Consider the following 21,485-nt stretch of genomic DNA (forward strand, 5'->3'; position numbering starts at 1 on the left):
CCTTCATTTAATTTCATTTAGTATCTTAATTAAAAATAATTTTTTAAATCTGAAATTGAAATTCTGATTTGTTTCATTGTATCACGATCTCTTAAAGTTACCATTTGATCATTCAAAGTATCAAAATCAACTGTTAAACAATAAGGAGTACCAATAGAATCTTGTCTACGATATCTTTTACCTATAGAACCATTTTCATCGTATATAACTGAAATGCCTAAATCAAGAAGTTCATTATAAATGCTTAAAGCTTTTTCATTTAATTTTTTAACTAAAGGTAAAACAGCAAATTTATATGGAGCCAAATGATTTGCTAATTTTAGAATTATTCTAGTTTCATCATTTTCTAATGTTTCTATTTCAAAAGCATCAATTATTATAGACAATAATAATCTGTCCAAGCCCATTGACGGTTCAATAACATAAGGAATATATTTTTCAGCTGTAGTAGGATCAAGATATTCTAAAGATTCTCCAGTAGCTTGCATATGTGCCTTTAAGTCAAAATCAGTTCTATTAGCTATTCCTAATAATTCTCCTCAACCGAAAGGAAATAAAAATTCAATATCACTAGTAGCATCAGAATAGTGAGCTAATTCGTCTTTTGTATGCTCTCTTATTCTAAGATTTTCTTCTTTAATACCTAATTTTTTTACAAATTCAAAAGATTTATTGACATAAAATTTAAAAATATCTTTTGCTTCTTGAGGGTGACAAAAAACCTCTAATTCCATTTGTTCAAATTCTCTAGTTCTAAAAATAAAATTCCCTGGAGTTACTTCATTTCTAAAACTTTTACCAATTTGGCCAATACCCATTGGTAATTTAGCTCTCATACTTCGAAGTACATTTTTAAAATTTATCATTATTCCTTGAGTTGTTTCAGGTCTAAGATAAATAAGACTTTTATTATCTTCTACTACTCCTTGTTTAGTTTCAAACATTAAATTAAATTTTTTAATATCACTTCATTTTGTTTTAACATTTTCATAAACAGGCATATTTATTTCTAAAAATTGTTTTATTTCAATATTGGTCATTTTTTCAGGAATTAAATTTTCATCTATTTCTTGAACTAATTTATCGGCTCTATATCTTTTACCATTATTTAAATTCTCAATTAAAGGATCACTAAAATTTCCCACATGTCCTGATGTTACTCACACTTGTGGATTCATTAATATTTTAGTATCTAACAAATAATTATTTTTTTCTTTAGTAATAAATTCTTTTTTTCAAAGTTTTGCTAAATTATCTTTTAAAATACTCCCTAAAGGGCCATAATCTCAAGTGTTTGATAATCCACCATATATTTCACTGCCTTGGAAAATATACCCACTATTTTTAAGATGATTAATTAATGTTTGCATATTTTTTTCTTTGTTTGTCATTATGAATTAATCCTTTTTTGATTGTTTTAAATATTTTATAAAAAGATAAAAAAGCCAACAAGGCCTTTTTATTAAACTTTAATTAATATTAGTAAAAATTATAAACTCCTGCTAATTGTAAAATTCCTAAAATTATTCCTATTGTAATACCTATAGCAACTAAAAGTAAAATATATTTAACTATTTTTCTTGTTTTACTTACTTCTTTTCTATTAGTATCATCTAAAACTAATTGAGTTTTTGTAATATATTCAATATCAGTTGTTTGTTGTTTGCCTGTTCAAAATTCTGGCATAAATAATGTATTAACTGTTGGAGAAAATTCTTTAGGTGTTTCTTTTGAAACTGTTTCTGCTATATTTTGTTCTTGAACAACATCAGAAACTTCTTTAACTAATTCATTTAAATCATTAATAATTGCTACACCGTATTTAGAAGGATCAATTATATAATCTACTGGATAATCATAAAGATTTTCTTTTACAAAACCAATGTGTTCTAAACCAACTAAAACAAAAGATGTTTCATATGCTAAAGAGATTTTTTGCTCTTTTTCTTCGTTATAATAATAAGCAAAAAATTCAGGTAAATTTGCAAGATTATCATCAATTTTTAATTTTGATAAAATACTTTCCTGTACTTTTATTATAAGTTTATGTACTTTAAATATAAGTTCTTTAATTTCTTCATTTTCAAAATTTGTTATCGTTGTAACATTGTGATTTAAATGATCAAAATTTTGTGAAATTCTTAAATAATCTTCTTTAGAAATATTTTGAACTTCTAAAATTTTATCTAATTGACGTAATTTTGTTAAGTATAAAGCTAATGAATCTAATTTTTTATTTATTTCTAATTTTGCGAATTCTTTATAAACTACAGTATAGCCAGGTTTGTTTTCTTTAATAATATATTCTGTAGTGTTTTCTTTGTTTTCTAATTCTTGTTGTAAATTATTTATTTGTTCTTCGTATTTTGCTTTTAATTGATTTACTTGTTCTAAGTCAACCATTTCCTTACGTGATTTTTTAGCTATTTCTAACTCAGGAGGAAAATAATTGTTTGGATCATGCAATAATACAAAATCTAATTCTTGTGTTTCACTTTTTAAATGATCATAATTAACTTGGAAAGTAGTTGGGCTAATTCCAAATTCTTGACAAAGTCCTTCATAAGTTTCACCGCCATCAAAACCTTTAATTTTAATATAATTATTCCAATCATTTTCTTCGTTATCAATAGTTAATTGTCCACCAAAAATTTTGTTGTCATTATGAAATCAAATTGAAGTTTCAAATTTAAGAAGCATATATCATTTAATAGCTTCAGATCTAGTTTTAAATTTAGCTAATCCATTTTTTAATTTTGGATGTTTTAATAATCAAGGATAAGTTGAATCTTGTTTTGGTTCAAAGTAACATATAAGTCTTTTCATAATAATCCTTTTTAAATTTTTATTTTTATTTTATTAAAAATAATAAATTAATCACTATAATAAGTATCTTAATTATATTATTTAATTATTTTTTTATATTTAAAAAAACAAAAAAGACTGAATTTATTATAAATTACTTTTAAATTAATGAATATATAAACGTTAGATATATAATATAAATTATGATTTCAAAAGGTAATATTATTTTAACTAAAATCATTGCTATTACTGCTAAAGGAATAGCAACAGAATATAAAAATTTCAATTTTTTTATTCCTAAAAATTTTTTATCTGATTTTTCTAAAAAAGAACTTTTAAATAATTTTACTATTGGACAATATATTTATGTAAAAATTGAACATATTGACAATGATAATTTACAAGGAATAGCTAATTTTAAAATTTTACATCCTTTATATATTAAAAATCAAAAAAGTTATAGCTTAGTTGAAACTAAAAATGGTTTTAAAAATTTAAAAAAACATCTTTTGAATGAAATAGAGTAAAAAATGGCTAAAATAGAATTAAAAACTTTCAATTATTATCCAGATTTTAATAATACTAATTTAGTTAATAAGTTAAAAAAAATTCAAGAAGATATTACTTATTATAATGTTGAAAGTTTTGAACATTTAAGTTTTCACGAACTAGCATTAAATTTTTCTGAATATAATCTGGGCAGAATAAAAGATTTAACAAATAGAATATTAGATTTTAATACTAAAGATTTAATTATTATAACAACTAAAAATATTATTGCTATTTGAAATATAATTGATAATTTTCTTTTACAAACTGATTTAATGAAAGATAATCAAATTAAATATTATTTTATTGACATGGAAAATGCCAATAATGAATTATTTGAGCAATTTTTTAAAATAAAAATTTTATTAAATAAAAAAACTACAAAAATTATTTATGCTTCTTTGGAAAAATATAATAATTATGCATTAGAAATTATTAATTTATTTATAAATGAATTTCAAAATAATTTTGGTTATTATCAGGCTTTAAATAATATTTTTTTAGTAGTTAAAGAAGATGTTGAATTACAGTTAAAATATTTAGATGTAAAAGAGGAAAATAGGTTGATTATTCCCTCAATAATACATAATAATTTTGCTTTTTTTAATGAAATTACTTTAATTTTGTCTTCTTTAAAACATTTGAATATTAAAGAAATGTTAACTGGATATTCTTTAGCTGCAAATGAATTTACTACTTTTGAAGCACAACAAAATATTGCTTTCCAATTGGCTTATATAAATCAAAATTTAAAAACTCAAAAAAATACATTATTAATGATAAGTTTAGAGTCAAAATTAGAAGCATTGTTAAAATATCAAACTAATCTTAAATATAAAAACATTTTTAATAAACAAATCCTAAATAATTTATTAATTCCTAATGACTTAAATGATGTTAATCAATATTTATTAAATTATAAAGATTATTATGTTAATTTGTTTTATATAACAAAAGAAAAATTTAATTATAGATTGAATGATGAATTATATTTAAAAGATTTACCAGTAAAACTTAAAGAAAATAAATTAAGCAATCTTAATTTAAAAATAAAAAAGAGTTATATTAATAGTTTGACAACACTTAATAATTCAGCTTTTGTTTTGATTAAAATTTTGGGTGAAGATGAATTTATTTTAGGGCAATTAATTGCTTTAATATATTGAGAACAAATTTTTAATTTATATTTAGAAAATAAAGATCCTTTTATTTTTTGAGGACAAAATGAATAAAATAATTAATTTAAATACAAATTGTTTTAATGATAAAGAGCTTTTAAATAAATATCTTAAATGAGTTACTAATAACTTAAATAAATTTGTCAATAAAGAAGAATTATTTTTTCAAAACAATGATAAATATTCTGAAAAAATTCAAAATAATATAGATCAAATTTTTTCGCTTTGAAATCAAGAAAATATTAGAAAAATTGTAATAATTGCAAATAGTTCCATAATTAAAAATATTACTTTTTTGCAAGATGCTTTAGAATTGATAAACAAAAAAAATAATAGAAAATTAATTTTTGTTGATGAAAATACGAATACTGATAATTTAATTTATTATCTTTCTTTAGTAGATAAAAATAAATTTGCAATTTACTATATTAACTATAAAACCAATGATATAGTTTTAGATATTTTATTTAGAGAATTTAGAAAGCTATTAGAAAGTCAATGAGGAATTCAAAATAGTAGAAAATTTATTTGTTTTATAGGAAATAAAAATAACAACATATTTAACGAATTAATAAATAATAATTATCAAACAATTCTTTTTTCTAATGATTTAAATGAGAAATATTTAACGTCTAATTATATTATTTTAAGTTTATTTAATTCTAGCTTTGATAAAAAATTATTTTTTAAAGGTTTAAATAAAGTAAATTATGAATTCTTTAGTAAAAAAATTGATAATGATATTTGCCTATATTTTTTAGCAATTAAAAAAATAAATTCACAATATTATCAATTTGAAAATATTCGTAGTTCACAAAATTTAACTAATTTTGAAAAATGATATAAACAATTATTTTCAAATATAGAAAACAATGGTTTTTTTATACATAATTATTTAATTTATAAAGAAAGTGATTATGATTATTTGAATTATTTACAAGATAATAAAAAAATTAGTTTTTCTTTTTGAAATTTTAAAAATAATCAATCATTAAATAAATATGAGTGAATTGAGAAACAAAATAGTCTAAATAAATATGTAAATAATTGTTTACCTTTTAAAATAAATGTAAACAATCTGCTAAAAGAACAAAAAAGAACAATTCAAGAGAATTTAAATTTTGAAATCAATATAGAAAATGAAATGGATTTAGGTTATTTTGTTCGTTTTATGGAATATTTAACTTTTATTTATGAATTTATTCAAAAACAAAATAACTCTAACACAGCAATTTTAAATGAACTATTTAAAAATAATATTATTAAAGAAATTAAATAACATTATAAAATTAATTAGTATAAAAATATCAAAATGAGGTTTTATGGTTAAAAAGGTAATTTTAGGAATGTCTGGTGGTGTAGATTCTTCAGTTGCAGCATATTTATTAAAGCAACAAGGATATGATGTTGAAGGCTTATTTATGAGAAATTGAGATTCCTCTTTAAATAATGATTTTCTTGGGAATGAACATATCAACCAAAGCATTTGTCCTCAAGAACAAGATTATCAAGATGCAATATTAGTAGCTAATAAATTAAATATAAAACTACATAGAGTAGATTTTATTCAAGAATATTGAAATGATGTTTTCGAAAATTTTATTCAAGAATATGCTAAAGGCAGAACTCCTAATCCTGATATTTTATGTAATAAATATATTAAATTTAAAGCTTTCGCAGATTATGCTTTTAATAATTTAAAAGCTGATTATATAGCAATGGGGCATTATGCAAAAGTAGAAAATGGTAATTTATATAGAGCCAAAGACCAAGATAAAGATCAAACCTATTTTTTAGCTCAATTAACTCATAAACAATTAGAAAAAGTTTTAATGCCTTTAGCTAATTATTCAAAAAAAGAAATTAGAAAAATAGCTGAAGAACAAAATTTAGCTACTGCTAAAAAGAAAGATTCAACAGGAATATGTTTTATAGGTGAAAGAAATTTCACCAAATTTTTACAAAATTATATTCCGATGAAGCCAGGAAATATAGTAAGTATAGTTACCAAAGAAAAAATTGGTACACATGAAGGTTGTTATTATTATACTCTTGGACAAAGAAAAGGATTAAATTTAGGTGGAATGAGTGAAGCTCACTATGTTTGTGGAAGAAATGTAAAAGAAAACATTTTGTTTGTAGCGCCGAGTTCTAATTTAAATTATTTAATTTCTGATGAATTATTGGCTTCTCAATTAAATTTAAATAATAATGATTTTAATTTCGACAACCTAACTGCTAAATTTCGTTATAGACAAAAAGATACTAAAGTAAACATTAAAATTTTAGAAAATAATCAAATTAAAGTATATTATCCTCAAGGAGCTCAAGCTGTTACACCTGGACAACAAGTTGTTTTTTATGATGGGGATAAATGTATAGGTGGAGCAATTATTGAAAAAATATATTTTCAAAAAAACGAATTAAATTACGTGTAAAAAGGAATAAAATGAAAAAACTAACTTCAAAAGAAATAAGACAAAGTTGAATAGACTTTTTTAAAAGTAAAGATCATTTAGAAATTCCATCAAAATCTTTAATTCCTGTAAATGATCCTTCATTATTATGAATTAATTCTGGAGTTGCAACTTTAAAAGACTATTTTTCAGGTAAAAAAATCCCACCTAAAAATCGCTTAGTTAATAGCCAAAAAGCAATTAGAACCAATGATATTGAAAATGTTGGAAAAACAGCAAGACATCATACTTTTTTTGAAATGCTCGGTAATTTTTCAATAGGTGATTATTTTAAAAAAGAAGCAATTGAATATGCTTTTGAATATTTAACTAAAATTTTAGAAATTAAAAAAGAAAAATTATATTTTACTTATTATAAAGATGATTTAGAAACAAAAGAAATTTGAATGAGTTTAGGTATTGAAGAAAATCATATTATTGCAGGTGATAAAAAAACTAATTTTTGAGATGTGGGAAATGGACCTTGTGGTCCTAATACCGAAATATTTTTTGATAGAGGCGAAAAATATGATAAAAGAGGTTTAGAATTATTAATTAGTGATATAGAAAATGATCGTTACATTGAAATTTGAAATATTGTTTTTTCAACGTTTAATAACGATGGAGAAAATAACTATACAGAATTAAAACAAAAAAATATTGATACCGGTGCAGGCTTTGAAAGATTAGTTTCTATTTTACAAGATGCTCCTACCAATTATGATTCAGATTTATTTGCAGATATAATTAATAAAATTCAATCATTTACAACTTACAAATATAAAAGCGAGAATTATTTTATCAAAGAAGAAAATCAAACTCTAATTAATCAAAATTTTAAAGTTATAGCAGATCATATAAGAACAGTTGTTAATGCTATAGCAGATGGCGCTAAAATTAGCAGTTATGGTCGCGGTTATATTATAAGAAGATTAATTCGCAGATCAATTTACAAGGCTAAACAATTAAATATTATTGATACTTTTCTTTATAAATTGGTTCCTGTAGTACACGATTCACTTCCTTTTAAATACGATATAGAATATGTAGCTAAAATTATTAAACAGGAAGAAGAATTATTCCATAAAACAATTGAAAAAGGCAAAACTATTTTAGAAGAATATTTAAAAAATAATAAAAAAGAAATAGACGGTTATTTTGCTTTTAAAATGTTAGATACTTATGGTTTTCCTATTGAATTAACTAGCGAAATAGCTCAAGATTTTAAATTAAAAATTAATCTAGAAGAATTTGAAAAAGCTAAAAAAGAACACGCTAATAAATCAAGAGGAGAAAAAATGGAAGGAATGAAAGAGGTAATTAATTCATTAAATTTAATTAAAAATAAAATTGATAATTTTATTGGTTATACACATTTAGAATCAGAATCAAATGTTTTAATGTTATTAAATAAAGAAAATTCCATTGATCAAGCTGATAAAGAGCAAATTTCATATTTAGTTTTAAATCAAACACCATTTTATGCTACAGCTGGCGGACAAAATCATGACGAAGGATATTTAATCCAAAATAATCAAAAAATAATTATTTTAGATGTATTTAAAGATAAATTTGGCAATAATATTCACAAAGTAAAAGGTAATATTAATAATAAAGATTTAATAAAATGTTTTGTTGATAAAGAAAAAAGATTAAATTTAGCTCGTAATCATTCAGCAACTCATTTAGTTTTTAGTGTTTTAAGAAAAGTTCTTGGACCACAAATTGAACAATTAGGTTCAGATATAACTTATGAAAGATTTACTTTTGATTTTCCTGCCGAAGAAAAACCATCTGATGAACAAATTTTAGAAATAGAAAAAATAATGCAAGAAATTATTAAAAGTAATATTAAAAGAGAATATATTATAACAACTACAGAAAAAGCTAAAGAAATGAACGCTATTATGACTATTGAAGAAACAGAATATATGAATCCAAATAATGTACGTTTAGTTAAATGAGGAAACATCACCAGCGATTTATGTGGCGGTACTCATTTAGAATATAGTTCTCAATTAGAAAATTTTAAAATTGTTGCTGTTGAAAGAAAACAAGCAGGAATATTTAGAATAAGAGTAGTTACTTCAAATAAATTAGTAGATAAATACTATCATGAACAGTGTGATTTTTATTTAAAAGAGTTAAATAATTTAATTTCTAAAGTAAAACAATTAAATTCAAATTATCAATTAGAATATTCTTTTGATAAACTGGATAATTTTAATAAGTATAAGTTAATTAACAAATTAATTTTAAAAGTAAGAGATGATTACAAAATATTTAATAAAGAAAAAGCAACTATAAACTTTGATTATGATAATATAAACTTTATAAATATTAATGGTAAACAAATATACTTAAATTTAGATTTAGATGCAACACAAATTAAAATAATTGCTTCAACTTTAAGAGAAAAATATCCTAATTCTTATGTTTTCTTAGGAGCAAAAAACAATAATAAATTATTATTAGTAGTAGCAACTAAAGTTTCAAATGCTAATCTTTTATTTAAACAAATATCTGAAAAAACTCAAGGTAGAGGCGGTGGTTCGCCAATATTAGCAATGGGAACAATCGATTTATTAAATAATTTAGATCAAATAATTATAGAAATTTTAAATAATGCGTAAAATATCTTTAGATATTGGTACTAAAACTTGTGGTTTTGCTATAAGTGATCAAACCAATAACATTGCGATTTCATTAGAAACTATCTATTTTGAAGAAAATAATTTGGAAAAAATAATTTATGCACTAAAAGAATATTTTTTAAAATATCAAATCGATCAAATTATCATAGGTCTACCTTTAAGAAGTAATGGTGATAAAAGCGAAAGAAGTAAAATTATAATTGATTTTGCACAAAAAATAAAAAAAATATTTACACAAGAAATATTATTTGTAGAAGAATATGGCTCAACAATCAAAAGTATCAATATTCTAAAAAGTGCTAATCTATCTATAAAAAAAAGAAAAGAATTAAAAGATACTATGGCTGCTAAAATTATTTTGCAAGATTTTTTAGACTATGGAGGTAAAAAACTTGAACAATATCTTGAATAAATATTTTTTAGATACTCAAAATTTTAATAGTCAAACTCAGCAAAATAATAATAATTTAATCAAACTAATTTTATTGATTTCAATTTTTGTTGTTATAGCTATTGCTTTTATAACTTTTATTATTATTAAATTAAAAATCAAGAAAATAAAAAAAGAAATATTTAATAAAGAACTTGCTCAAACAAAATTAAACATTTTAGAATTAAGAGGAGAAGAATTAGCTACTGCTCCTTTAGATTTAAAAAAATTTTTTAAAATTAAAATTGATGATTATGATTTAGAAAATTTAATTAATTCAACCTATTTAAATAAATCAGAAAAAAATTTATTAATTGGGGAAAATATTGAATACGAGTATGCTACAATGCAATACTTAGCACAAGGAGAAAATAGCATTATAAGCAATAATTTTGATATAAAAAATTGAAATAATGCTGTATTAGAATATCCAAATTATTTTAATAAAAAAACACATATAATTAATCAAACTAATGAATTATTTAATTTAATAATTGCAATTAATTCTAACTTAACTAATAATCAAATTTTTGAAAAATTTTTTTTAAATTTAAATAAAAATGGTTTATTAATTATTTGCCAAAAAAATCAAAGTAAAACTGATTTAAAACAACTAATTAGTAAATTAAAATATCAAAATATTCGTTATGAAGTAAGTTATGTTAAAAATAAATTTTTATATATAGTAAAAGATTAAAATAATTAATAATATTATATAAATAGTAAAATAATTATCTAAGGAGAATAATGCCAAATAGTGAAAAAGAAAAAATCCTCTTAACACAAGAAACTTATGATAAATATAAAGCTGAATACGATAATTTAATTTTAGTTCAAAGACCTGCTGTTCAAGCTGAATTAAAAGAAGCTAGAGCACAAGGTGATCTTTCTGAAAATGCTGAATATGATGCGGCAAGAGATAAACAAGCACAAATAGAAGGTAGAATTTTAGAATTAGAAGAAATTTTAGAAAAAGCTGAAGTATATGATAAATCTCAAAAACAAACTTATACAGGTATCGGTTCTAAAGTAACATACTTAGATATTCAAAAAAATCAAACTTATACAGTTACTATTATGGGTAGTCACGATACTAATCCATTTGAAAATAAAATTTCAAACATGTCACCTTTAGCTTTAGCAATAGCTGAAGCATCTATAGGTGAAATAGTTGAAGTTGAAGTTCCACAAAAATATTCGATAAAAGTATTAAAAGTTGAATAAATGAGGTTTTAATACCTTATTTTTTTAAACATTATTTAAGGAATAAATTTATGCTTATTGGAATAAGTGGAATGATAGGAGCTGGTAAAAGTACTCTTACAAATAAATTAACTAATTATTATAAAAATTCTGCAATGTTAAGCGAATTTGAAAATGATGATGAAATTTTTAATACTTTTTTACAGTGATTATATGAAAAAAAACCTAATTTAGCTTTAAGTTTTCAAACTTATGTAGTAGAAAATCATACAAGCAAATTGGATGAAATAATTAATTTAAATCAAAAAAATAATAATTATTTATTTTTGGATAGATTTTCGATTGAACATTATATTTTTGCCTACATAAATTTAAAAAATTTACCTAAACAATATTGAAATGGTTATCAACAACTTTTTAATATTTTAATAACAAAAAAAGAATTACCAAATTTAATAATTTATTTGGACATGAATTTTGATACTTTTAAAAAACGTTTATTTGCTAGAGGTAGAAAAGTCGAAATAGATAATTGAGAATCAAACGAGAAATATTTTAAAACTTTATATCAAACTTATAAGCCCATGTTTATTGAATTAGCACAAAAATACAATTTGAATTATTTCATTATTGAAACTGATAATTTAAATGAAAATGAAGTATTTGAAAAAGCGAAAAAAATAATAGAAAATAAAGGATTAAATAATGATAATAGCAATTAGTGGAATGATTGCCGCTGGTAAAAGTACATTAAGTAAAAAATTACACCAAATTTATTCTAATTCATTATTAATGGAAGAATTTGATAATAATGATTTAGTTTTTAATACCTTTTTAAAATGGCTTTATGAAAATAAAAAAAATATAAACATAGCTTTTCAAACTTACATTTTAGAAAATTTACAAAATAAAATGCAAAAAATAACAAACGATTATAAAAGAAATAAAAATAATTTTTTATTTTTAGATAGATTTAATTTAGAACATTATATTTTTGCTGTTGCCACTCTCAGTTATAAAAACAAACGTTATTTAGAGGCTTTTGACAAAATGTTTCACGAAATTATCAATTTAGATCACAATCCTGATTTGACCATTTTTTTAGATATATCTTTTGAAACTTTTTTGGAAAGATTAAAAAATAGAAATAGAAAAAGTGAAATAAATAATTTAAATTCTAATATAGAATATTTTAAATTACTACATGAAATTTATAAAGATTTATTCATTTCATTAGTAAAAAAATATAAAATTCCTTACGTAATAATACAAGCAGATAATAAAAGTAGTGAAACTATTTTAGCTGAAGTAATCAAAAATTTGGAATCAAAAATAAATAACTTATAGTTTTAAACATTTTAATTTTAAAATTAACATATAATTATTAGGTAAAATATATATACTATATATTTAAATTCCTAAAATAGAAGAATGAAAGGACAATATGAGTCAAAAAGACTACAATTCAAGTAAATATTTGAATAGAGTACATGCTTGATGAAGAGCGGCTAACTATTTATCAGTTGGACAAATGTACTTAAGAAATAATCCTCTTTTACAAAAACCACTTGTAGATGAAGATATTAAAATTTATCCTATAGGACACTGAGGAACTATCCCAGGACAAAATTTAATTTATGCACATTTAAATCGTGTTATTAATAAATATGATCTTAATATGTTTTATATCGAAGGCCCTGGACATGGCGGTCAAGTAATGATTTCTAATTCATATCTTGATGGTTCATATACTGAATTATTCCCTGAAATAACTCAAGATATTCAAGGTATGACTAAAATGTTTAAACGTTTTTCATTCCCTGGAGGTACTGCTTCACATGCTGCACCTGAAACTCCTGGTTCTATTCATGAAGGTGGCGAATTAGGATATTCAATATCACATGCAGTAGGAGCAATATTAGATAATCCTGAAGTAATTGCTGCAACTGTTATAGGTGATGGTGAAGCTGAAACAGGACCATTAATGGCTGGATTTTATTCATCTTCATTTATAAATCCTGTAAATGATGGTGCAGTTTTACCTATTTTGCATATTAATGGCGGAAAAATTTCTAATCCAACAATTCTAGCACGTAAAACTGATAAAGAAATAAAACAATTATTAGCTGGATTTGGTTGAGAAGCTATTTTTGTTGAAGCTGATGTTTTTGATCAAGTTGGTATTCATAAATTAATGGCTAAGGCATTCGATAAAGCCATAGAAAAAATTAAAAAAATACAAGAAAAAGCACGTAAATTTTCTGCTGATATAGCAACCAGACCTGTTTGACCTGCTTTAGTTGTTAGAACTCCAAAAGGCTGAACATGCCCACATGCTATTGATGGTAATGTTTATGAAGGAAGTTTCAGATCTCATCAAGTTCCTTTAGCCGTTTCATCAGAAAATGCAGCTAAAAAAACCCAATTAGTAAAATGATTAGAATCATACAAACCAAATGAATTATTTAATAAAGATGGCTCATTCAAAAAGGAATTTGCTTCGTTGGCTCCTAAAGGCGACAAAAGAATGGCTATGAATCCTATTACAAATGGTGGAATTAATCCAAAAGTATTAAAATTACCAAAATGAGAAGATATAGCATTAAATTTCGAAAAACCTGGAGAAATTAAATCACAAGATATGGCTGTAGCAGGCACATGATTTGCAGAAGTAATAAAATTAAATCCTACTAACTTTAGAATTTTTGGACCAGATGAAACTAAGTCAAATAGAATGTTTGATGTTTTAAAAACAACTAATAGACAATGATTAGAAAGAATCGATACACAATTAGATGAAGCGATAGCTCCAGCAGGTAGAGTAATTGATTCACAATTGTCAGAACATCAAGCTGAAGGATTTTTAGAAGGATATATTTTAACTGGACGTCATGGAATGTTTGCTTCTTATGAATCATTTTTAAGAGTAGTTGATTCAATGTTAACTCAACATATGAAATGAGTAGCAAAAGCTAAAAAAGTTGAATGAAGAAATGATTATCCTTCACTTAATGTTATAGCTACTTCAACAGCATTTCAACAAGATCATAATGGATATACTCATCAAGATCCAGGTATTTTAGGACATTTAGCAGATAAAAAACCTGAATTAATACGCGAATATCTTCCTGCTGATTCTAACTCATTATTAGCTGTTTTAGATAAATCATTTAAAGAAAGAGATGTTATTAACTTAATCGTTGCCTCTAAACAACCAAGAGAACAATGATTCTCAGCAAGAGAAGCACAAATTTTAATTAATAACGGATTAAAAGTAGTACCTTGAGCTTCAACTTGTACTTTAGAAGAAGAACCAGATTTAGTTATTGCTGCTGCAGGTACTGAACCTACATTAGAATCATTAGCTGCTATTTCATATTTAAATAATAAATTCCCTACTTTAAAAATAAGATTTGTAAATGTTGTTGATTTATTAAGACTTCGTACTAAAAATATTGATCCAAGAGGATTGACTGATTATGAATTTGATGCAATATTTACTAAAGATAAACCAGTGGTTTTTGCTTTCCACGGTTACGAAGGTTTAATAAGAGATATTTTCTTCAACAGAAATAATCATAATTTACATGTACATGGATATAGAGAAAATGGTGATATAACAACCTCATTTGACATTCGTTTAATGAGTGAAATGGACAGATTCCATATTGCTCAAACTGCTGCAATTGCTGTTTATGGTAAAGAAGAAGCTAAAAAATTCGTTGACGAAATGGAAAATAAAGTTTCTGAACACAATATCTTTATTAAAGAATATGGTATTGATATGCCTGAAGTAAGACAATGAAAATGAGAAGGTCTTAAAAAATAAAATAAATAAAAATTGCTTAAATTAATAAGCAGTTTTTATTTATTTTTATTATCTAAATTAGTTTTTAGAATGTTTAAAAAAGCTTCTTGAGGAACTTCCACACTTCCTAGCATTTTCATTCTTTTTTTACCCTCTTTTTGTTTTTTTAATAATTTTTGTCTTCTTGTTACATCCCCTCCATAAAGCTTAGCTGTAACATCTTTTCTATAAGCTTTAATAGTTTCTCTTGCTATTACTTTATTGCCTATAACAGCTTGAACAGGTACTTCAAAATTTTGCCTTGGAATTTCTTGTTTTAATCTTTCGCACAAATCTCTTGCTCTTGGATAGGCAAAATCTTTTTGCGCAACGATTGAAAAAGCATCAATTTTATCACTGTTTAATAAAATATCTACTTTTACTAAATCACTTTCACGATAACCTATAAGTTCATATTCGAAAGATGCATATCCTTTAGATAAACTTTTTAATCTATCAAAAAAATCTAAAACTATTTCTGATAATGGCATTTCGTAAATTAATTTTGATCTATTATCATCAATATAAACTAAATCTTTATAAATTCCTCTTTTACCTTGGCACAATTCCATAATGTTTCCTATATATGAAGAAGGTAATATAATGGTCGCTAATATATATGGCTCTTCTATTTTTTTTATAAAAGTTCTATCAGGTAATAAAGAAGGATTAGAAATATATTCAATTTCTCCGTTAGTTTTATAAATTTTGTATTCTACTGAAGGTGAAGTTGCTATTATTCCAATATGATATTCACGATTCAATCTTTCTTGTAAAATTTCCATATGCAACATTCCTAAAAATCCTACTCTAAAACCAAATCCTAATGCTTTTGAGGTTTCTTGTTCTCAAGTTATAGAGCTATCACTTAATGAAATTTTTTCCAGACTTTCTTTAAGTTCCATATAATCTCTTGTATCAACAGGATAAAATCCTGTAAAAACAACAGGTTGTTTCTTTTTATATCCTGGTAACGCTTCCTTTGCAGGATTATCAACACTAGTAATAGTATCTCCTACATTAACTTCTCTTGCATCTCTTATAGTAGCAGCTACTCAACCTACTTCTCCAGCTTCAAGAAACATTTTTTTAGTTTCTTTAGGATTTCTAACCCCTAATTCTGCAACATGATATTCTTTTTGTGTTGACATAAATTTAAATTTTTGCCCTACGTTTAATTTCCCCTCAAAAATTCTTACTAACATGATAACACCACGATATTCATCAAAATAAGAATCAAAAATTAATGCTCTTAGAGGTTTATTATCGTCAGCATTTTTGGGTTCTGGAATAAATTTTTCAATTGCTTCTAATATTTTGTCACAATTTAATCCTGTTTTAGCTGAAATAGCTACCGCATTTTTACATGATAAACCAATAGTTTCTTCAATTTCTTTTTTTGTTTTTTCTATATCTGCTGAAGGTAAATCAATTTTATTAATTATAGGTATTATTTGTAAATTATTTTCTAATGCTAAATAAACATTTGCCAAAGTTTGTGCTTCAATACCTTGAGTAGCATCAACCAATAATAAAGCACCTTCTGATGCAGCTAATGATCTAGAAACTTCATAAGTAAAATCAACATGACCAGGAGTATCAATCAAATGAAAAATATAATCTTTATATTTAATTTGAACGGCATTTAATTTAATTGTTATGCCTCTTTCTCTTTCTAAATCCATTTGATCTAAAAATTGATCATCCATGTCATGTTTACTTACTGTATTTGTTAATTCTAATATTCTATCTGCTAAAGTACTTTTGCCATGATCTATATGAGCGATAATTGAAAAATTTCTTATTTTATTTTTTTGCATATTTGCCTTTTAAATTATATAAATAGTTATTTATAATATATATAATATATTATAAAGTCAATTATTATAAATAAGGTCAAAATGAAAACAAAAATTACAATTGGATATACAAATAAAAGTTATAAAAAAAATAATTATTTTTTGCAAGTTAAAAAGCGAAACAAATTTAACCATAAGATAGATTATAAAATTTTAAAAATATTTACTTTTGTTCCTAAATTACTTAAAAATACTTATTTTAAAAGTAAATGAGAATTTATTGAAACCGAAAACATAACTATTAGTAAAGAAAATTTAACATTAATAGCTCAAAATATGTTAATACTTCATAATTCTAATTTAACATTCCCAAAAACAAATCATTTTAAAAGAATAAATTGATATTGAAAACAATTAAAAAGAAAAAATATTAACTTAGAAGTTATTGATAAATATAAATATTTAATAGAAAAAATATTAAAACAACAAAATAATAACTGACCATTGCATAATGATTTATGAACAAATAATTTATTAAAAAAAGATCATAAAATTTATTTTATTGATTGAGAATATGCTTCAATGGGTGATTTTCACTTTGAATTAGCATACTTTATTACATTATCTAATTTAAAATATGAAGAAGAAGAGTATTTTTTAAAAAAATATAAAAATTTTGATCAAACTAAATTAATTGAAAATAAAATTTTAGTTAATTATTTAGTAATATTATGATTATATTCACAAAAAAAATTACATTTTTCTCATAAACCTTTTGAAGATAAAATTTACCAATTATTAGAAGAATTAAAAAATAAAAAACCAATAAATTAATTTATTGGTTTTTTATGTATTTACTTAGTTGTTGGTTCAAATTCAATTTTGATGAAATTAGTTGCTGCTTCTTGAGAATATTTTTCCATTTTTCATAAAATAGAATTTTTATTTTCTTGTACTTCTTGTTTTGTAATTCTTTTTGCATATTCACCAATAACATCAGCTATTGCATCACCTTCATAAACTAATTGTACATTTTCTAATTGTTTATCTTTGTTTATCATTTCGTATTGATCGCCACCTACTGCTAGATAATCATTTGTTATTAAATAGTATTTTTGATCATCTACGATATCTTTGTTGTTAATTTTTAATGTTCCTTCTTTTATAGCATATGTATACTTTTTATTATTTTCTGTTGCAGATGCTTCAAAACTAACATTGTGTGATCATTGTCCATAACCGCCGCTTTTAATTTTATTTATTGAATGAGCAAAAACTTGTTTTAAAATGGCCCCTGAAATTTCTAGTCCTACTAATCTATTTCCAAAAGGCGATATACCTACAATATCCCCTCTTTTTACTTCACCTGTGGCTAAATCAGTTCTTAATCCACCACCATTTATAAGTCCGATTGTATTATCTAAGGTAGCTTCTGCTTTGCCGCTTTGATTTTTAACACCGCCTTCAACGATGAATTTTCATACGTTAGCATCAGCAGCAAATGTTCCTAAATTAGATTGTTTAACTCTTCCTGTGGCGTAATTTGAATTACCTACTTTAATTCTAGTTGCATGAATAAAATTAACTGAATTATTGAAAACTATTACATTATTAACTTTATTATATTCTTGTTCTAATGCTGAAATTAATTCTTCATATTTTGCGCTTCTAGTTCCAGTTCTAGCAACTTGAATTTGGTTAATATCTCTTAAATTAGATTTTAATGATTCAATTACACCAGTTTCGCTGTTTATTCTAATTGTTATATCTCCTAAATATTTAGTATAAGCTTCAGTTTGTGTTAATCAAGTTTGACTATTTTCTACTTTTTGAGCTTCATATTTAGTATGACTGTGACCGTCTAAAATTAAATCTAAATCTTTTGCATTTTGTGCTAAATAACTAGATTCTCAATTTCTTTCATTTCTACCTACTCCTAAATGTGTAAGAGCAATAACAAAATTAACTTTTTCTTCATCTTTTAATTTTTGAGAAATTTTATTAAACGATTCAGTTGGATCATTAAAAGTTACATCAACAGAATTTTTTGGATTAGAAGTATAAGCAGTATCAGGTGTTGTAATACCTACTATTGCTACTTTATAATTATTTATGTTTTTTATAATATAAGGTTTAAATACTAGATCTCCGGCTTTATGTTGAATGCCATTATGTGTTCCATCATTTTTTCAAGTAATATTAGCAGATAAAAATGGAGTATTTTTTTCTGTGGACATTTTATTTAATTCTAATAAAGTATTTAATCCATAGTCAAATTCATGGTTACCAACTGCAATTGAATCATATTTTAATTCAGTAGCTAATTGAGTAATTGTTTTACCTTTATCAGAATCACTCAATGGTAATCCTTGTATTAAATCTCCAGCTGATAAAAGTAAATCTCTTGGTAAGCCTTCCATGTATTGAGCTAAACCTTCAAGACCTGAATAATTGTTAAATCTACCATCATCAAATAAAATTCTTCCATGTTCATCATTTGTATGATAAATTTTAATTGTTTTAATCACGCTTGATTCTTCTACTTCTTTTAATTTATTAAATAATTCATTGTATTGTGCTTTTAAATTAGCAAATTCAGTTCTAGTTGCACTTAATCAATTTTTAAATTCTTCTTCAGCTGCTGTTTTAGCTTGTTTTTCAGCTTCAGTTGAATTTTTCATTTTTTCAATTTCAGCTTTTTTAGTTGTATATTCTTTTGCCTTAGTTTCTAAAGCGCTATTATATTTATTTTCAAAATCATCAAAAAGTGATTGTTGTTTTTTAATTTCTTCTTGTGAAAATTGTTTTTTTGGCAAAATATTCTTATCATCTTTTGTTGTTTTTGAAGTATCATTACATGCTATTGCAAAGGCTAAAGGCGATAATAAAACTCCAGCACTTATAAAAGTTGAAAATAATTTTTTAATTTTTAATTTCATAATTCCTCGTTTTAATATTTTTTTAATTAAATATATTTAATTTTATAAAAATATTTATTTATCAATTCATAAATGAAATTTAAAAATAAAAAAATATGAAAAAAAATAAAAAATTGCATATTTTATCATATGCAATTTTAAAATTAGATTTGACTAATTAATTCATCAATTTTATTTTCAAATTCATTAATAATTTCTTCATGTGATAAAGTATTTCTAGGTGCAACTTTAGTTCCATCAATTAATAAACTTTTAATTTCTCTTACACCTAAAAAATTAAATATTCCTTCTAAATTACTTATATGATTTGCAAAAGGATATCAACCTAATGGGGCTCCTTGAGATGCAACAATAATAACTTTTAAATTATTTAATAATCCTATCGCATCGCCTTTTTTAGAATATTTATAAGAAAAAGTTTTATTTGCCACTGCAATAGCATCAATAAAATTTTTTACTAAAATTGAGTAACTAAAATTAATCATAGGAGTATTGATTACTAATAAATCTACAGATTTTAATAAATCAATGTAATAATCTGAATTTACATTTTCTCAAAAATTAGCAAAATTATTTGCACTAATAATAGTTTTAGCTAATTCTGTATTATTTAAATCGATTATTTGCACTTCTGCTTCAGGATTATTTTTTTTAATTTTTTCAATTAATTTTAAATTGGTTTTTCATGAAATAGAATCAGATATAATTGATCCATTTATAGTTAATATTTTTTTAATTTTACTTTCCATAAGTAATTTTCCTTTCAATTTAAGAAATCTAATATTTTTATTATACATTGAAGAAAATAATTTATTATTAAACTATTATAAATAAATTATTTTATGAGGACCAAATGATAGAAAAAGAAGAATTAACAATAATGAGTATAGTTTTTATGTCAATTTTTATTTTAAGTTTGTTAATTATATATATAGTAATTAAATTCAAAAAAAATAAAAAGAATACAAAAGGCTTAATTTTTGAAAAACATATCAAAGAAAAAATTAAACAATTTGCTAAAAATAATAATTTAATATTGTATTCAAATGTTTTTATTAATCAAAACAATAAAATGAATTGTGAATTAGATGCTTTAATGATAACTGAAAAAATAGTTTTTATTTTTGAAACTAAATATTATGAAGGCAAAATAACAGGAGAAGCTAACAATAAAACAATAAATCTTCTAAAGAATAATAAAACAAAAGTTTTAAAAAATCCTATATATCAAAATTTTATGCATATTAAACAATTTTATAATGCTTTAGGATTTAAAATTCCTGTCTTATCTATTGTAGTTTTTCCTGATAATAATTTAGTGGAAATTAATAATTTACCTAATTGAACTGTTATTGCTAACGACAGTAATTTAATATTGATTTTAGAAGATATTATTAATTCAACAAATCAAAGAGAAAATATAGATCCTAAACAAATAGAAAAACTTCAGAATTTTTTGAAATAATGTTATTAATAATAAAATAGGTATTATTAAATACCTATGCTCGATTGCAATGTGCAGTGCAACAACAAAAGAGCAAAGAAATAGTAAAAAGCCGGAACATTGAACCGGCTTTTTAACATGCTTTCATTTTATATAAAGAAAATAAAATTTAATCGTGGTG

18 protein-coding genes are annotated in these 21,485 nt (G+C 23.3%); 13 read left to right on the forward strand and 5 right to left on the reverse strand.

Translation table 4 applies throughout. From position 1 onward, the window contains the following. Positions 1 to 29: 29 nt before the first annotated feature. Positions 30 to 1,391 (reverse strand): glycine--tRNA ligase, encoded by a 1,362-nt coding sequence (locus VBM87_RS01880; protein WP_323177134.1) that lies wholly within the window; start codon positions 1,389 to 1,391, stop codon positions 30 to 32. An 88-nt stretch (positions 1,392 to 1,479) separates the two neighbouring features. After that, on the reverse strand, positions 1,480 to 2,826 hold the full coding sequence (locus VBM87_RS01885) for an MAG3090 family protein (RefSeq protein ID WP_323177135.1): 1,347 nt from the start codon (positions 2,824 to 2,826) through the stop codon (positions 1,480 to 1,482). A 182-nt stretch (positions 2,827 to 3,008) separates the two neighbouring features. Between VBM87_RS01885 and VBM87_RS01890 the strand changes: the two genes are divergently transcribed. From VBM87_RS01890 to VBM87_RS01940, 11 genes are all read left to right on the forward strand, one after another. Next, positions 3,009 to 3,332, forward strand: a complete 324-nt coding sequence (locus VBM87_RS01890) for a hypothetical protein (RefSeq protein WP_323177136.1) — start codon at positions 3,009 to 3,011, stop codon at positions 3,330 to 3,332. Between the two features lie 3 nt (positions 3,333 to 3,335). Beyond that, on the forward strand, positions 3,336 to 4,586 hold the full coding sequence (locus VBM87_RS01895; RefSeq protein ID WP_323177137.1) for a hypothetical protein: 1,251 nt from the start codon (positions 3,336 to 3,338) through the stop codon (positions 4,584 to 4,586). Next, positions 4,579 to 5,811, forward strand: a complete 1,233-nt coding sequence (locus tag VBM87_RS01900; RefSeq protein ID WP_323177138.1) for a hypothetical protein — start codon at positions 4,579 to 4,581, stop codon at positions 5,809 to 5,811. Before VBM87_RS01895 ends, VBM87_RS01900 begins: the two co-directional genes overlap by 8 nt. A gap of 43 nt (positions 5,812 to 5,854) precedes the next feature. Further along, complete coding sequence (mnmA, locus tag VBM87_RS01905) at positions 5,855 to 6,970, forward strand: tRNA 2-thiouridine(34) synthase MnmA (RefSeq protein ID WP_323177139.1); 1,116 nt, start codon at positions 5,855 to 5,857, stop codon at positions 6,968 to 6,970. An 11-nt stretch (positions 6,971 to 6,981) separates the two neighbouring features. Further along, a complete protein-coding gene (gene alaS, locus VBM87_RS01910; protein WP_323177140.1) occupies positions 6,982 to 9,621 on the forward strand; it encodes an alanine--tRNA ligase in 2,640 nt (879 codons plus the stop codon). After that, the gene (gene ruvX / locus VBM87_RS01915; RefSeq protein WP_323177141.1) at positions 9,614 to 10,054 is read left to right on the forward strand and encodes a Holliday junction resolvase RuvX; all 441 of its coding nucleotides are present in this window, start codon (positions 9,614 to 9,616) and stop codon (positions 10,052 to 10,054) included. Before alaS ends, ruvX begins: the two co-directional genes overlap by 8 nt. After that, on the forward strand, positions 10,035 to 10,769 hold the full coding sequence (locus VBM87_RS01920) for a BC85_0335 family putative methyltransferase (RefSeq protein WP_323177142.1): 735 nt from the start codon (positions 10,035 to 10,037) through the stop codon (positions 10,767 to 10,769). The genes ruvX and VBM87_RS01920 overlap by 20 nt, the downstream gene beginning before the upstream one ends. A 50-nt stretch (positions 10,770 to 10,819) precedes the next feature. Next, positions 10,820 to 11,296: a transcription elongation factor GreA gene (gene greA, locus VBM87_RS01925; protein WP_257075640.1), complete on the forward strand. Its 477-nt coding sequence runs from the start codon at positions 10,820 to 10,822 to the stop codon at positions 11,294 to 11,296. A gap of 50 nt (positions 11,297 to 11,346) precedes the next feature. Then, entirely contained in the window at positions 11,347 to 11,997 is a 651-nt protein-coding gene (locus VBM87_RS01930; protein ID WP_323177143.1) for a deoxynucleoside kinase, read from the forward strand. Next, positions 11,981 to 12,622 carry a deoxynucleoside kinase gene (locus VBM87_RS01935; RefSeq protein ID WP_323177144.1) on the forward strand — a complete coding sequence of 214 codons (642 nt, stop codon included), beginning with the start codon at positions 11,981 to 11,983 and terminating at the stop codon, positions 12,620 to 12,622. The genes VBM87_RS01930 and VBM87_RS01935 overlap by 17 nt, the downstream gene beginning before the upstream one ends. Before the next feature lie 97 nt (positions 12,623 to 12,719). Then, a complete protein-coding gene (locus VBM87_RS01940; RefSeq protein WP_323177145.1) occupies positions 12,720 to 15,104 on the forward strand; it encodes a phosphoketolase family protein in 2,385 nt (794 codons plus the stop codon). A 35-nt stretch (positions 15,105 to 15,139) separates the two neighbouring features. On the opposite strand, the gene lepA is transcribed toward VBM87_RS01940, so the two are convergent. Beyond that, positions 15,140 to 16,942, reverse strand: a complete 1,803-nt coding sequence (gene lepA, locus VBM87_RS01945; RefSeq protein WP_323177146.1) for a translation elongation factor 4 — start codon at positions 16,940 to 16,942, stop codon at positions 15,140 to 15,142. Positions 16,943 to 17,023: 81 nt separating this feature from the next. Between lepA and VBM87_RS01950 the strand changes: the two genes are divergently transcribed. Beyond that, positions 17,024 to 17,755: a phosphotransferase gene (locus VBM87_RS01950; protein WP_323177147.1), complete on the forward strand. Its 732-nt coding sequence runs from the start codon at positions 17,024 to 17,026 to the stop codon at positions 17,753 to 17,755. Positions 17,756 to 17,775: 20 nt separating this feature from the next. Here the strand turns inward: VBM87_RS01950 and VBM87_RS01955 are convergent, their stop codons facing one another. Then, the gene (locus VBM87_RS01955; protein WP_323177148.1) at positions 17,776 to 19,860 is read right to left on the reverse strand and encodes a bifunctional metallophosphatase/5'-nucleotidase; all 2,085 of its coding nucleotides are present in this window, start codon (positions 19,858 to 19,860) and stop codon (positions 17,776 to 17,778) included. A gap of 143 nt (positions 19,861 to 20,003) precedes the next feature. After that, a complete protein-coding gene (locus tag VBM87_RS01960; RefSeq protein ID WP_323177149.1) occupies positions 20,004 to 20,609 on the reverse strand; it encodes an FMN-dependent NADH-azoreductase in 606 nt (201 codons plus the stop codon). Between the two features lie 104 nt (positions 20,610 to 20,713). Between VBM87_RS01960 and VBM87_RS01965 the strand changes: the two genes are divergently transcribed. Further along, positions 20,714 to 21,325 carry a nuclease-related domain-containing protein gene (locus tag VBM87_RS01965; protein ID WP_323177150.1) on the forward strand — a complete coding sequence of 204 codons (612 nt, stop codon included), beginning with the start codon at positions 20,714 to 20,716 and terminating at the stop codon, positions 21,323 to 21,325. Positions 21,326 to 21,485: the final 160 nt, after the last annotated feature.

Origin of the sequence: Mycoplasma sp. 744 (assembly GCF_034863305.1) — a bacterium.
Taxonomy (GTDB): Bacteria; Bacillota_I; Bacilli_A; order Mycoplasmatales; family Metamycoplasmataceae; genus Mycoplasmopsis.